Origin of the sequence: Bacteroides celer (genome assembly GCF_002632415.2) — a bacterium.
GTDB lineage: Bacteria > Bacteroidota > Bacteroidia > Bacteroidales > Bacteroidaceae > Bacteroides.
In genome coordinates this window covers 484,544-499,245 of record NZ_CP178209.1, presented here as the reverse complement: position 1 = coordinate 499,245, position 14,702 = coordinate 484,544, and the positions used below count along the sequence as shown (strand labels likewise).

The window sequence follows — 14,702 nt, the reverse complement described above, 5'->3', positions numbered from 1 at the left end:
TAAACGACTGCAATGAAATCAAAAGCGCTCCATTATCTCCATACACATACGCCCGTTATGGTAAGGACATTTCCAAAATCCGGCTTTATCATCCTCACGGTTGACAGTCCCATCAGCCGAAAGGCTCCAGTACCATTCTCCATTTGCATAATCAATTAAATGCTTTTTGATGAACTCCCAACACCGGACAGCGCGTGACAAAGATAACTTGTCACCGAAATGTTGATATAGATTCATAAATCCTACCACTGTTTCAGCTTGTACCCACCAATGCCGGTCGGCATCAATAGACGAACTGTCAGTCCGTAATTCGTAAATCATTCCTCCGTCGGAAAGAAAGCCCTCCGCAGCAGCTTCAGCCATCTCAACGATATACATTTCTATTTCGGTCAATAGTTGGCGGTCAGCAAGTACGAGTGCCGCCTCATGAATAAGCCACGACGCTTCAATATCATGACCGTAAGATATAATATGGTAATTGCTTCGCCAGTTGTCGTCAAAGAAAAGTTGCAGATGCCTTGTGTCCATATCCATAATCTCATCAATGAACAAACGGATAAGATTATGCAACCGGCTTTTCAGCATTTCATCCTTCCATACCCGGAAAAGATTGGTATAAGGCTCAAGAATATGCAAATGAGTATTCATCGTTTTGCGTTCATTAGCATCCTTGTCACTGAGACGCATATCTGCTATTTCTTCCCATTCTCTGGAAAACGCTTCATAATACCCATTTTTTCCTTTGTCAAAACAATGCAATTCGATGTCATGAAAAAGGCGGACAGCATATTCCAAAGCCTCGTCGTCCGCCGTTGCCCGATGATACTCACTCAGTCCATAAATAGCAAATCCGATAGCATAGACCTGCTTCTTTGTATCCAAAGGCTGCCCATGAGCATCTATGCTCCAATAAATTCCTCCAAATTGTGTATCATAAAAGCGGTCGATTATTTCACGTTTGGCACGAGTGGCAATTTCCAGATATTCGGTCTTATGCAACAGGCGGTAAGCAGCAGAGAACGTCCACAGAATGCGTGCATTCATGACAGCTCCCTTCTCCGCTTCAGCAACCAAACATTCCTGCCCTGTGATGCGACCGTAAAATCCTCCATTCTCTCTATCCTGCATTTTTTCTATCCAATAAGGGAGAATATTAGTGGTAAGCACTTGTTGCACCTCCTCTTTCAGGCGTTCAATAGTAGTTTCCATAATCCAAAATGTTTAATGTTGGTTTCTCTTCTGTTCCAGTTCCCCAATGATTTCTTTCATTCTTCTTTCGGATAGCGGATACATGCTGATGAATAAAATACTCAATAAGGTACCTATGGCAGGCAAAAAGCTGAGAAACATCCTGATACCATTAATAGCCTGGTCGTTTTGCACCACATTCGCCTGGAAACCGAAGTACCCCAACAACCAGCCAGTGACAGCGCTACCGATTGCCCACCCGAACTTCTGGCTCATGGATGAAGAAGAAAATATCAGTCCGGTAGCCCTGTTACCCGTTTTAAGTTCGGAATAGTCTACACAATCGGCATACATGCTCCATAAAAGAGGAAAAATACTGCCGGCACAAATACTGATAAGTATTTGGAAAATAAAAATGAGTATGAGATTCTCTTTTTCGAACCAGTAGAAAACGATACTGAGCACCGTTGCAACTACCATAGCCCACATATAAGTTCTTTTCTTCCCGATGCGGTTGCTGACCGGAGCGACCAAAACCACTCCGACAATATTAGCCGCCTGTCCAATAGCCAGGTACAGTCCGCTTAATACAAATGGGATACCTAGAAAAGTAACCGGCTCATTAGTATTTTCTACAATAAAGTACTTGAAATAATACACAGTGGCACCGTCACGAATGGAATTGAAAATCAAGGCAGCAATACCCGCTCCCAACAAAATCCACCAGGGACGGTTGTGCAACAAATCTTTCAAATCATCTTTCAGCGGGGCTTGCTTCTCCCTGATAGGTTTCACACGCTCACGGGTCAAAGCAAAACAACCGATAAAAAAGACAGTACACATGACAGCTATCACAGTCACAGCCATTTCCCAACCATATTGCTCGCCATGTCCCTCGCTAAAAGCATTCACCATAGGCATGAACAGCAGCAATGCGATGAAACTGCCCAAATAGGCAAATACCATGCGGTAGACAGACAGTACATTGCGGTCGTGCGGTTCGGTACTCATTACACCTAACAGAGAAGCATAAGGCACATTGATAGCAGAATAAACCATCATCATCAGTGAGTAAGTAATATAAGCATATACAATCTTCGCCGTCATGCTCCATTCGGGAGTAGTAAAAGTAAGGATTCCGATGAAGGCAAACGGAAAAGCAAGAAATAGCAGATAAGGGCGGAACTTCCCCCACCGTGAATGAGTGCGGTCGGCAATGATTCCGACAATAGGGTCGAATGCCGAATCCCATACACGAGTGACGAGGAACATAGTCCCCACAACGGCTGCCGACATTCCGAATACATCCGTATAGAATATCATAAGATAAGAGCCGAACAACTTCCAGAACATAGAGGAAGCCATGTCTCCCAAACCGTAGCCAATCTTTTCTTTTAGTTTTATCATGGTAGACCGTTATTTAAGGATGCTGTGCATCAACTCATCAATTTCAGGTTTTTCGCAATCTGGCGTTTCAGTGTTTCCACAGAAGCAGATGAAGAATAACCGTCTTGCGGAGTATTCAGACAATAATCCACCAATCGGTCTATGGTAGAAGTTGCCACATGCATACGTGTATCACTCGAAGCGTAATAAATGAATACTTTTCCGTCTTCATCTGCAATCCAGCCATTGGAAAACAGTACATTCGAAACATCTCCCACACGCTCCCCACCTTCGGGAACCATGATTGCCCCGGCAGGAGAAGCTATCACACGCGTCGGGTCTTCAAGAGAAGTCATATACATATAAAGAACATATCTTAACCCGGCGGCACATCCGCGAACCCCATGTGCTAGATGCAGCCACCCTTTAGGAGTCTTGATAGGATGCGGTCCTTCTCCGTTCTTCACCTCTTTGATGGTATGATAATAGCGCCGGTCGATAATCGTTTCCTCTCTTACCTCCGCATGAGTCATATCGTCCACCAATGCCCAGCCGATTCCCCCTCCGCTTCCGGCATCGATGAATCCGTCCTGCGGACGGGTGTAAAGTGCATATTTCCCATTGACGAATTCGGGATGAAGCACGACATTGCGTTGCTGGCTTCCGGTCTTCAAATCAGGCAGCCGCTCCCAGTTCACAAAATCTTTGGTGCGAGCTATGGCAGCAGTGGCAGTTGCCGACGACAAGTCGCCCGCCGGCGCTGCCGGGTCATGTCTTTCCGCACAGAAAATGCCGTACACCCAGCCGTCTTCATGCGCCGTAAGGCGCATATCATAAATATTGGTAGCCGGAATCACATCTTCGGGCATCGTAATAGGATAATCCCAAAAACGGAAATTGTCAATGCCATTAGGACTCTCGGCCACCGCAAAAAACGATTTACGGTCGGCACCTTCCACACGTACTACCAACAGGTACTTGCCGTTCCATTTAATAGCTCCGGAATTCAATGTAGCGTTCATACCGATACGCTCCATCAGATTAGGGTTGGATTCAGGATCCAAATCATAACGCCAGAAGACAGGAGTATGGGCAGCTGTCAGTATCGGATACTTATAACGGGCGAAAATACCGTTACCGTCTTCCAAAGGCACATTCTTGCGGGTAATCAGTTTATTGTAATCATCAAACAGAGTATTCAACTTCTCTTTAAATGTAATCATATCAATCGTCAAATTAAATGTCGTTATTCTCTTATATATATTCACTTAACCTCTTCCAGATAAAGTACCCGGCTGGAATAATCACTCAACTTATGGTAATCCACTTTGTGATTATAAGGCATTTCCAGCCCGTTCGCCATCAGATACACACCGCTGAAAGCTTTTCCTTCGTAATCCAGAGGCTGGTTGTCTATCTTGTTCAGCTCGGTCACCTTATAAATCTTATCCGGATGAAGCCCCGCCATCCTGATACGCGGCAAATGCTGGTTGCAAAAATGCTCGGTCTTCCACCAATAGAACACAGCCTTCTCTTTTTCCGGTGCGACATACATCAGCGAAGCTGCTCCAAGCCTGTCATACGGAGAAAGCAACCGGTAAATATCTCCCAACTGTACCACAGGACGAATCATTTTATAATCAGCAATAGCTTTACGGCATAGCTCTTTCTCTTCGCCTGTCATATTCTTGGGCTGTATTTCCATTCCCAAACGACCGCTCATAGCCACATCAATACGATATTTCAAAGGAATGGTGCGGAAAGTCTGATGATTGGGCGCAGCACTGATATGTGAAGCCATAGCTATAGCCGGAAAGAAATAAGAGGCTCCCCATTGCATATAAATTCGTTGCAACGCATCCGTATTGTCACTCACCCAAAACTCATCAAAGTAAGGAAGCACTCCATAATTGGCACGCCCGCCTCCACTGGCACACGCCTGTATGGTGAGTTCCGGATATTTGGCACGTATCCGGCGGCAAACATTCTCAAATCCCCGATGATAGGCAATATACAGATGACTTTGTTCATCCTTCGGCAGATAGTCCGACCCATGATTCATAATAGCCATGTTCGCATCCCATTTGATGTAATCTATTTCCGGATAATTGGTCATCAAAGTGTCTACAAGATTGAATATGAAATCCTGCACCTGCGGATTACCCAAGTCAAGCACCACCTGCGTCCCTCCACGCCCCAATACCGGTTCGCGCAAGGGAGCTTTCAATATCCATTCCGGATGTTTTTCGTAAAGTTCGCTAGTGGTATTGGCCATTTCCGGTTCAATCCATATACCGAACTTCACCTTATATTGGCGGGCATCGTCCACCAATTTACGGATACCACCGGGCAGCTTCCCGGTATCCACCTTCCAGTCGCCCAATGAAGAATTGTCAGAGTTACGTTTGTATTTATCGCCAAACCACCCGTCATCCATCACAAACAGTTCACCGCCCATAGATGCGATATCTCCCATCATCTGGTTCATACCGTTCTCGTTGATATCAAAATACACTCCTTCCCAACTGTTCAGCAATATTTTACGGAGAGAATTTCCATGCGCCAGTTTGTATTTGCGCGCCCAACGATGAAAGTTACGGCTGCATCCGCTCAACCCTTCAGCACTATAAGTCAATGCTAAAGCCGGAGTTATGAAAAGCTCTCCTTTCTTCAAGTTATAAACTGAATTTTCTTCATTTATGCCGGCATAAAACTGGTGATATTCACTGTCGTCCGTATCAATGCGCAGTTTGTAGTTTCCGCCATAACAAAGAGCTGCTCCAATGACATTGCCATAGTTCTCCTGAGGTTTCCCGTCAAGCGAGAACATCACCTCGGCATGTGCCGTATGTGAATTTCTCACACCGTCCCGGTTCTTTATCACTTTCATGCCCGGTTCAAGAGGTTCCTGCACAAGCCTTCCCTCGTTGGCCCATGAGCCATACAGACTTGATAACCACACATCTCCCCTTCTCACAGGCAGAAAAGCCGAATCAAACTTACGTAACATAACGTTCTTTTTCTCCGCATGGGCTATCTCCGTCCAAGTCTCTATGATATCGACATCGGAGTAGGCCTTGTAGCACACATTCACAGAAAACGGATAGACCTTGTCTTTCAGTTTAATGACAGCAGTAACTGCTCCGTCAGTGTTCTTTATTTCCGTACCAGCCACTTCCATTTGCAAAGTCATATTTCCGTCGGCATGAGTCACTGCCAGCGCCGACTCACCCGGGCAGTTCATACCATATACCGGAAAAGCCGCATGTTGCATGGTAGGTGCATTATAAACTTCGCGACAGTCATTTTCAGTAAGCTTACTGCCATAATATACATACTTCAACTCTCCTCCCGCCGGAGCCGAGAGCACCAGTGAGGTACGAGGGGTTGACAAATGTATATTTTGGGCAGCCAGGTCTCCTGTTACAAACAAAAGCATAGTAAACAGGCAGATTCTAATCAGGTTCTTCATCATGTTTCCTTATTTATAGAGTTCAAAATTGTCTCCGACAAACAATATTTTCGGAGACCGACTGAATTTCACAAAATCATCGGCAGATACTTGTCCGGGATAGGGAGCATAATAATGAGTGGACTTTTCACGCGCATTACGCCAAACCAGTACATAACTGAGGGGATATTTCTCAATGACAGGCAACAGAGTCCCTGTCCACCACAAAGAATCGGGAATGCCTTCCAATCCTGTTTCGGTCAGAGCAATAGGCTTATCGTGCTTCTTGCCCGCCTCGGTTAGAATCGTCAGCATCTTGTTCAATTGCTTGATATACTGGGAACGTTCAAACTGATATACATCCGTACCGAGAACATCTATAATATCATCCCCCGGATAGCGTTCAAGATATTCCTCAACCGTATCAGATTCCATTCCCGGAGAGTAAGCTAACAGCACATTATTCACTCCCTTCAGACGCAAACGGTCATTAGTCATCCGCCAAAGAGTCTTGTACTGTTCCGAAGAGCACAAATCCTTTCCCCACCAAAACCAGCTTCCGGTATGTTCATGCCAAGGGCGGAACACCACAGGAATGAGTACACCCTCCTTCGTCTTCAGCGAAAGCAGGAAATCGGCCACACGGTCTATCCATTCGAGCATTTTCACATGGTTCTCTCCCCCTTGCATGACAGAAGCCACTACGGTGCTATCGGTCACATCCCATGAGTCACCGCCCGTTTTCGGATTACGTACATGCCAACTGAGCGAAATCATGCCGCCACGGGCATACTGCTCGATAATATATTCACGAAGATGCGCAAAGGATACTTTGTCAAGATTATGTGTTCCTCCGAGTTCAATCTCGCCCAAATCGAAAGACATCACCCCCGGATAGGCACCGCAGACACTTTTAACATCGCTACGACCCTTATCTCCTTCCCAGCCTATTCCGTAAGCAGTATCATCATGATGACCGAAAAGAATGCCTTTCCGTTCCGCCTGTTTCAAGTTCTGCAACAAGGCAACTGTTTCCGGAGTTTTTCCACCGGTCTCTCCACTTCCGCTACATGCAGTCGGCAAGAGGAGGCAAAATATCGCATTAATAGTCAGAATAATATATTTCATCAAAAAAGTTGAATAGTCTGTTATTTAAACGAAGGCAAATCACTACGGCAAATTACACCAGGCTGGCTGAAAGCGTTGTTCCACCAGGCTTTGTCGGCATGTTCGTGCTGTCCGGAATTAAAAACAGGCGCAGTAGTGTCCTTTGTCACTTCATAATCATACCAAGTCATGAACCATGCCCATTGGACTCCGACTGCCAGTTGCTTGTCTATGGTTGCCACATCACCACATTCGCTAAGTGCAATCAGCTTGTCCGGAAAAGCTTTTTTTAGTGCATCAAAATCCATTGCCAGTCCGGCAGCGCTGGTCTTGTGATACACGTCCCGTCCGATAATATCCACGTATGCATCACCGGGATACCAGTCCCTGTCATTCGTTTCGCTAGTCCATACCCAGATAAGATTGTTCAGTCCTTTCTGCTTGAAAGTCTCATATACGAGTTTCCAGAGCCGTTTGTATGAAGCTGCATCTTTCCCCCACCAGAACCATTTGCCTGCAGCTTCGTGCAACGGTCTCCAAATTACAGGAATATTCTTCTGCTTCAAAAGCAGTAAGTAACCCGCCAATTCTTCCAAATCGGCTTTAATGATTTCATTTTCCCGGGTTCCCTCCTGCAATGCCTTGGCGATGTCAAAATCCGTTTCACTAATCATACATTTATACTCACTGCTATTTTCCGTGACCGGCACATTCCAATGCCAGCATGCAGCAACCAATCCTCCGGCATTCCACCAGTCTTCAACAACCGATGTCTTATTATAATCAATCCAGTCGGCCGGTGAAGCGGGAAGGTTCATGTAATCAAAGCAGGCAATGGCAGGATGCTTCCCGGTCTGACGGTTTACCCATATTGCTTCATTGACGTTCCATGCCACGTTCGCCATTGTACTGCTTAAGGTTTTTCTCCCCCAGCAGTTTCTCAGATATGTATACACTTTCTTAGCCTCAACGGATGCACCTTCGGTGCAAAGTTCTTTCTTTATCAATGAATTGTCCACCGGTTCCGGCTCCGGAACCGGAAAGTCTTCCCCGGACGAGGAAGAGCATCCCGCTCCTATGCCGCAAAAGATGAAATAAATCAAAAAGTTATATATATTCTTCATACCTATTTTCTATAATCATTTACCGGATTTTCTTCTCAATACGGATATTGGCGAAACTGTGGTCTACGTTCCAATCCGAATTGGGTTGGAGAATGAATGACAACCCTGTCCATCCTTCCGAGAAAGCATTGCCCGACACAGTCTGCAAATCAATCGAAACAGTACACCACTTCCCGTAAGTATTGAAACTGCCATTCGCAGAAGGATTCCACGGATAATTGCCATTATTAAGCTGAATCAGATAGCCATATCCAGCCGAATCGTAGAACGGATGTCCCGTCGGAGAGTAAACCTCAAACTTAAAGTTGTAATCGGCAGGAGCTGCCGCCACATCAGCCGGACAGTTGAATCCTCCGCAAACAAGATTCGTCCAATTCCAGGCACCATAACTGCCGGTTACTCTAAAATAAGGTCCATAGAGAATCTCGGGCTCATTGTCGCCTGCTTCATTAATGATAAGTTCTTTGCCTGCCCAGAGTCCGTAATCATCAGGATGAGAAAGGTTCCAGATAATCGCATCCGTCATACGATAAGGGATTTTTTCGGTATGTGCAACAGAACCCGCTCCCATATAACTCACTTCGATGACAGAGTTATCCTGAGCATCTTCAGGAATGACAACTGACATATATTTGTCCGAGATGGAATCTACCTCAAGCTCGACACCATTCATTTTGACAGTAGAAGTGGAATTCGCGCCTCCGAACCCATAGAGGTCGAAGTATTTACCTTTCAGCTGTACAGATGTGCCGGGAAGAGCAAACTCATTATACAGACCGTCCACCTGAACCAAAGGTACAGACACCGTGAAATCATAAGTGGTACTTCCCAACTCCGTTTCATAATAGAGTTTATTATTCACTTCCAACGGAATCTGACGGGGAATGGGAAGGTAGGCACTGCCGGCAGTCGCATATACCTCACCGACAGGAAGTTCAACATCATTGAACATCACTTTCCTCACACGGCTTAAATTGGAACCGTCGAGTACAATCATCTGCTCCAGATTTCCGTCAGTGATTGGCAACAATTTATCCCTGTCTTTGGAGTCATACACAGCGTCAATAACGGGGGCACCGCTTGACGCCATTTCGTCATCATAATTATCATTATAGGTCACTATGTCCTGACAAGCACCAAAGCTCAACGCCATACAGCACATAAGAGTTATGGATTTGAAAGATAATCTTTTCATGAAATATTGATTTTAAATTTCTGACTTTATTCTAGAATAGGGAAGGCACTTTAACTCCAACCCGGATTATTGCTGTCAATCGCTTCATTAGTAGAAACCTCATCAGAAGGCAATGGAAAGAGCAAATGACGCTGTTCACGATGTTTGTTCACACCGGCTTCATCGTAGTGGGTCTGAGAACCGTCCTTGTTGATTCCGCCGATAGAGTTCATCACTTCCACATAGATTCCCCAACGAATCAAATCCCATCGCCTGTCTCCTTCCAGCGCAAGTTCTTTGGCACGTTCTTCAAAAATGGCGGAACGCAGGGCTTGTTTGGAAGCAATGGCTCCATCACCGGAACTCGATGCAAGAGTAGCATTCGAACGGATACGTACCCTATTCAATGCACTGATAGCCTCCGAAGATACTCCATTATCCAATTCACATTTCGCTTCTGCGTAAATCAGCACGATGTCAGCCAGACGAAGGAAAGGCCAGTAGGCATCCGATTTTTTCTGTGTGGCGTCTGTAACGTCTGCATATTTGTTGGTGAATGCCAGACACTCGTTCGATACGTTAAAGTAATAGTTACGTCCGTCGTTGTAGGGAGCTTCCGGTTCTGCCACATAATTTCCGTTAGCATCATAGCCTGTGGCCTTCAGCACGTACTCCGGCGTGTTCGGATAGAAAAAGCCGCTCTTCGGTTTTCCCTCTTCGTCCTGATAGCTTACTATAAAACGATGTTTCACTCCTTGTGTGATACGGTAATCCTGAGAGGTGAACAGAGTATACCAGTGATAACGATTGCCGATATACAGACCGCTGGCCACTACACCGCGTCCATTGTCAATCCCATTATACCATTCAAAGATACTGTTTCCATAAAGTTCATCACCGTTGGCACCTTGCAAGGCAAACAGGTGTTCGGTACTTTGCCCCAGTCCGGAACGCTTCCACAGTTGGTCATAAGGAAGCAGATCATGGCTGCCGTAGTTGTTGTCCGGAGTAGGATAGAGCAGATATCCCGCCCATTTGGCAGCCTTTTCATAGCAATCCCTCCAATCGAAACTTTCGTAACCTTTCACCTGAGTCTTTACAAACTCCCGCCTTACAGGCATATCCAAGACTTTATCGTCACCATTGTATGAATAAGACGAACCGGTCATCACTGTCATTTTCTCACCTGCAGGAAGTGCACCGGAAGCCATGGTTGCATATACTTTAGCGAGCAGTCCGACAGCTGTTCCTGCACATACATGCCCTGTCTGATACTCCGCATCCGTATTCTTATAAAGACGGGGAATGGCTTCCTCTTCCAAAAGACGAACTATTTCAGCATAGACATCGGCTATCGGACGGCGAGGATTGTTGTATCCCGCCCCGTCCGTGACAGCCCTGTCAAACAACGGAATCTCACCATACGCCTTTACCAGCATAAAATAGGCAAAAGCCTTTTGGAAATACACCTCACCCAGACCATTCGTCTTTACCCGTTCATCGGCACCCGTGATTGCATTGATATATTTAATAGCCACATTAGCGCGATTAATCAAGTTATAGCAACCCTTCCAAATGGTATTGGTCACATCATCTCCCTGATAATTGCCGGCACCTGCATTGCTGAATGCCCAGTCAGGACCGGAAGCATAGTCACAGTCCATATCAAGCACGCGGGGGAAATTCCCCCAACGGAACATATCGTCCGCCCATTTACTGTACACGCCGGTCACCCATTGGCTGACTGCAGCATCATCGTTGCCCACCTCTTCCGGGCCCACAAAAGAATATGGCTTTTCGCTCAAGAAATCCTGGCAAGCGGAGAAAGTTGTCATGCCTGCTAAAGAAAGAGATAACAGGATATATATTTTTTTCAGTTTCATGGAGTTACATTTAATTGTTTATCATCTTAAAAATCTACTTTTATGCCCAATGAGAATGTGCGGCTGCTGGGATAGGAATACACATCAACACCACGCCGGGAGGCATCCGAACCGAAAGCATTCACTTCGGGGTCGAACCAGCTATAGCCGGTAATGGTGAAGATATTGGTTGCGCTGGCATACACATTGACATTGCTGATACCTTTGAAATTAGGTTTCCAGACATACCCGATATTCAAGCTTTTCAGCTTCAAGTAAGAGCCGTCTTCTACATAACGGTTAGAGATAAGCATATTACGTTCGTAGCCCGAAACGGCTTTCGGCCACTTTGCCTGGGCGGCATTGGCTTCTGTCCAGCGGGTATTATAGGCTTCACGGGTGATATTACCCACATTCCCCATCTTCATATCCATCAGGTTGCCATTGAAAATGTCGTTTCCCTGACTTCCTTGCAGGAAAAAGCTCAATGTAACGCCCTTCCACTCGAAGTTGCTGGTAAGTCCATAAACAAAATCAGGATTCGTATCTCCGATAATCACCCGGTCGGCCGAAGTAATATCGGGATTATCATCAAAGTTCCTGTATTTTATTTCACCAATCATACCGGCGCCTTTTGCGCGGATATCTGCACTGGGCGAAGCCATCACCTCTGCCAGATTATCATAGAATCCATCTTCTACATAACCATATATAGCCCCGATAGGACAACCGTTGCGCTGTATGAACACCTCATCAGCCGAACTCCATAATTTCTGCGCAAACTGGTCAGCTTTCAGTCCGCCAATCCTGTTGCGGTTGAACGAGATATTCGCATCGATATTCCATTTCAGCGGTGTATTCTGCAATACATAAAACTTACCGGTCAGTTCAAGCCCTTCATTAGTGATGTGTCCGCTATTGACCATCATGCTACCGAAACCGGTACTTGAAGGGATTTTCACATCCTGAAGCAAATCGCGTGTTTTCTTATGATAATAATCCACCGTCAGGTTAATGCGGTTATTCAAGAATCCCATATCAATTCCCACATTATATTGGGCAGTCGTCTCCCAGCGCAAGTCATCGGAAACCGGGCCTCTCCAGTCCACTTCGGCAAAGCCGCTGTTGATAGCCCCGCCAAAAGGATAGTTTGCCATATTAAGCATTGGCAGCGTACGATAACTTCCGATACCTTGGTTACCCGTTTCACCATAACTCAGGCGCAACTTCAAGTTACTGAATATCCCCAAGTCTTTGATAAACTTCTCTTCCGACATACGCCATGCAATAGCTCCGGAAAGGAAACTAGCCCACTTGTTCTTATCGGTAAACTTACTCGAACCGTCAGCACGACAGGATGCAGTAAGGATATATTTATCCATGAGAGTGTAATTGACACGTGCCAAGAATGAAGCTAAAGCTGCATCTCCCCTGTCAGACCTCAATTTGCCCGGATTAGCTCCCAAACTCATATCGAAGTCCTGAGTGATGTCGTTGGGAAATCCCGTGGCCGACATTGCTTTGCTTCCCCAACTGGATTTCTCTGCCGTAAAACCTGCCACCGCATTAACGCTATGGATACCGAACGTCTTATCGAACGTCAACAGTGATTCGGCGGTGATTCCCAACCACCAGTTGCTTGACTGTTCGGCCTTGCCATTGATATTAGTAGTGGACGAACCTTCCTGCGTTTCGCGGCCATAGTACATGCCACGGTCATTGTTAGTGTAACTGATACCCAAATTCTGTCTGAACTTCAGAAAAGGCAAAAGTTTAACCTCCATATAGCTTGAATTGAACACATTTATGCTGCGCAAATTATCTTTTGTGTTGGTTATATAAGCCAACGGATTGGATGCAAGCCAGCTCAATTCACCAGTTTCTGCTTTATTCTTCTGCGGATCATACGTCGAGGGAAACACCAATGCAGAACGGATAACACCACAATCAGAAGAGTTGGTCTTCGAGAAATCCGTATCAGTATGCGTGAAACTGGTATTCATGCCCATTTCCAACCATTTGGTTATATACCTGCCTATATTGGAACGTAATGAATAACGAGTAAAACCGGAATTCTTGATGATACCGTCCTGTTTGAGGAAGTTACCGGAGAATGAGTGCCAACCCTTGTCCGAACCGCCCGATACACTGATATTATATTCCTGCGAAAAGCCGTTCTGATAAATCAAATCCTGCCAGTCGGCCACCCCCACATAGGAAATGTTACCATATTCATCTACATAATCACCCGGTCGGAGGAAGTCTTCCGGTGCCGGCAGGTATTTGCCTGCAGAAGTATCGTTTCCGCCACCCGGCAAGGCCGGATATTCCCAAGCCCCGGGATACGGCAGCTTGCCATAAGGTTTATTACTATATTTATAATCATTAAGCACTTGTTCGTTTTGATAATTGGCATAAGTGAATGCGTCGAGCACATCCATACGTTTCGCTATCTTCGAGAATGTAAAGTTGGCACTGAATTCCACCTTTTCATTTCCCTTCTCACCTCGTTTGGTGGTTATGATAACAACCCCGTTCGCCCCACGGGAACCATATATGGCAGTCGCGGAAGCATCTTTCAAGACATCAATACTCTGAATGTCGTGCGGATTGATAAATGCCAATGGGTTTGATTTATTCTGACTGTTATTTGTGTCACTGGCTGGGGTATCTCCCGTATCAAACGGCACGCCGTCTACAATATAAAGAGGTTGTGAATTGGTAGAGAAAGAGTTCGTACCGCGAATTTGAATACTGATGCCGCCCCCCGGAGCGCCGTCACTCTGATTCACCTGCACACCGGCAATCTTGCCCGCCAACCCCTTACTCAAATCAGTAGGATTGCCTTTCATCAGGTCGTCACTTTTTATCTGCGAAACGGCACCGCTCAAATCACGTTTCTTCATTGTACCATAACCCACTACGACAACCTCGTCCAGCAGTTCCGCATCATCCTTAAGAACAACAGTCACCTGGGCCTGTCCGTTCTTTAAGGATACTTCCTGCTGCTTATAGCCAATAAAGCTGACCTGTAAAACCGCCCCTTGCGAAACGGTTAATGTAAAATCACCGTTCAAATCAGTGATAGTTCCGTTTGTCGTACCTTTCTGTACTACATTTGCACCAATCACCGGTTCTCCCGAAGCATCCGTCACCCGTCCTTTTATTTTAACGGATTGCTGTTGTATCATTGCTGTCGTGTCGGCAGACGCATTAGCGGGAAGAGGAACACCACTAACCAGAGATGCCAGGCAGAGCCCTGTGATAAATACTGTTTTTCTGGATTTTAGATTCATAATATAAATATTTGATAGGTTTTTATTCTGTCGATTTAAGGACTTCCTTTTGACTGTGGCAAATGTACGAATAAAAAAGTACCGCCTATTTCTCATTTGATTTTCAAACTATCC

Annotated in this window: 9 protein-coding genes; all 9 read right to left on the bottom strand. The window is 45.7% G+C overall.

The annotated features are described in order from the left end of the window. Positions 1-18: 18 nt before the first annotated feature. From CJF29_RS01570 to CJF29_RS01530, 9 genes are read right to left on the bottom strand one after another with little or no spacing between them, the layout of a single operon-like run. A complete protein-coding gene (locus CJF29_RS01570) occupies positions 19-1,209 on the bottom strand; it encodes an AGE family epimerase/isomerase (protein ID WP_099146195.1) in 1,191 nt (396 codons plus the stop codon). A 12-nt stretch (positions 1,210-1,221) separates the two neighbouring features. Continuing rightward, positions 1,222-2,595 (bottom strand): MFS transporter, encoded by a 1,374-nt coding sequence (locus CJF29_RS01565; RefSeq protein ID WP_099146196.1) that lies wholly within the window; start codon positions 2,593-2,595, stop codon positions 1,222-1,224. Between the two features lie 29 nt (positions 2,596-2,624). Continuing rightward, the gene (locus CJF29_RS01560) at positions 2,625-3,797 is read right to left on the bottom strand and encodes a glycosidase (RefSeq protein ID WP_099146197.1); all 1,173 of its coding nucleotides are present in this window, start codon (positions 3,795-3,797) and stop codon (positions 2,625-2,627) included. Positions 3,798-3,838: 41 nt separating this feature from the next. Continuing rightward, the gene (locus CJF29_RS01555) at positions 3,839-6,049 is read right to left on the bottom strand and encodes an alpha-galactosidase (RefSeq protein WP_099146198.1); all 2,211 of its coding nucleotides are present in this window, start codon (positions 6,047-6,049) and stop codon (positions 3,839-3,841) included. Positions 6,050-6,055: 6 nt separating this feature from the next. Further along, positions 6,056-7,156 carry a glycoside hydrolase family 26 protein gene (locus CJF29_RS01550; RefSeq protein ID WP_009038903.1) on the bottom strand — a complete coding sequence of 367 codons (1,101 nt, stop codon included), beginning with the start codon at positions 7,154-7,156 and terminating at the stop codon, positions 6,056-6,058. A gap of 17 nt (positions 7,157-7,173) precedes the next feature. Beyond that, complete coding sequence (locus CJF29_RS01545; RefSeq protein WP_009038902.1) at positions 7,174-8,256, bottom strand: glycosyl hydrolase; 1,083 nt, start codon at positions 8,254-8,256, stop codon at positions 7,174-7,176. Positions 8,257-8,275: 19 nt separating this feature from the next. Beyond that, positions 8,276-9,451 carry a glycan-binding surface protein gene (locus tag CJF29_RS01540; RefSeq protein WP_022276212.1) on the bottom strand — a complete coding sequence of 392 codons (1,176 nt, stop codon included), beginning with the start codon at positions 9,449-9,451 and terminating at the stop codon, positions 8,276-8,278. Between the two features lie 50 nt (positions 9,452-9,501). Then, on the bottom strand, positions 9,502-11,313 hold the full coding sequence (locus tag CJF29_RS01535) for a RagB/SusD family nutrient uptake outer membrane protein (RefSeq protein ID WP_099146199.1): 1,812 nt from the start codon (positions 11,311-11,313) through the stop codon (positions 9,502-9,504). A gap of 26 nt (positions 11,314-11,339) precedes the next feature. Beyond that, positions 11,340-14,588, bottom strand: a complete 3,249-nt coding sequence (locus CJF29_RS01530) for a SusC/RagA family TonB-linked outer membrane protein (RefSeq protein ID WP_099146200.1) — start codon at positions 14,586-14,588, stop codon at positions 11,340-11,342. Positions 14,589-14,702 lie beyond the last annotated feature (114 nt).

Coding starts and splice junctions, on each gene's coding strand:
- CJF29_RS01570 (WP_099146195.1), bottom strand. CDS start 1,209: ATGGAAACTACTATTGAACGCCTGAAAGAGGAGGTGCAACAAGTGCTT.
- CJF29_RS01565 (WP_099146196.1), bottom strand. CDS start 2,595: ATGATAAAACTAAAAGAAAAGATTGGCTACGGTTTGGGAGACATGGCT.
- CJF29_RS01560 (WP_099146197.1), bottom strand. CDS start 3,797: ATGATTACATTTAAAGAGAAGTTGAATACTCTGTTTGATGATTACAAT.
- CJF29_RS01555 (WP_099146198.1), bottom strand. CDS start 6,049: ATGATGAAGAACCTGATTAGAATCTGCCTGTTTACTATGCTTTTGTTT.
- CJF29_RS01545 (WP_009038902.1), bottom strand. CDS start 8,256: ATGAAGAATATATATAACTTTTTGATTTATTTCATCTTTTGCGGCATA.
- CJF29_RS01540 (WP_022276212.1), bottom strand. CDS start 9,451: ATGAAAAGATTATCTTTCAAATCCATAACTCTTATGTGCTGTATGGCG.
- CJF29_RS01535 (WP_099146199.1), bottom strand. CDS start 11,313: ATGAAACTGAAAAAAATATATATCCTGTTATCTCTTTCTTTAGCAGGC.
- CJF29_RS01530 (WP_099146200.1), bottom strand. CDS start 14,588: ATGAATCTAAAATCCAGAAAAACAGTATTTATCACAGGGCTCTGCCTG.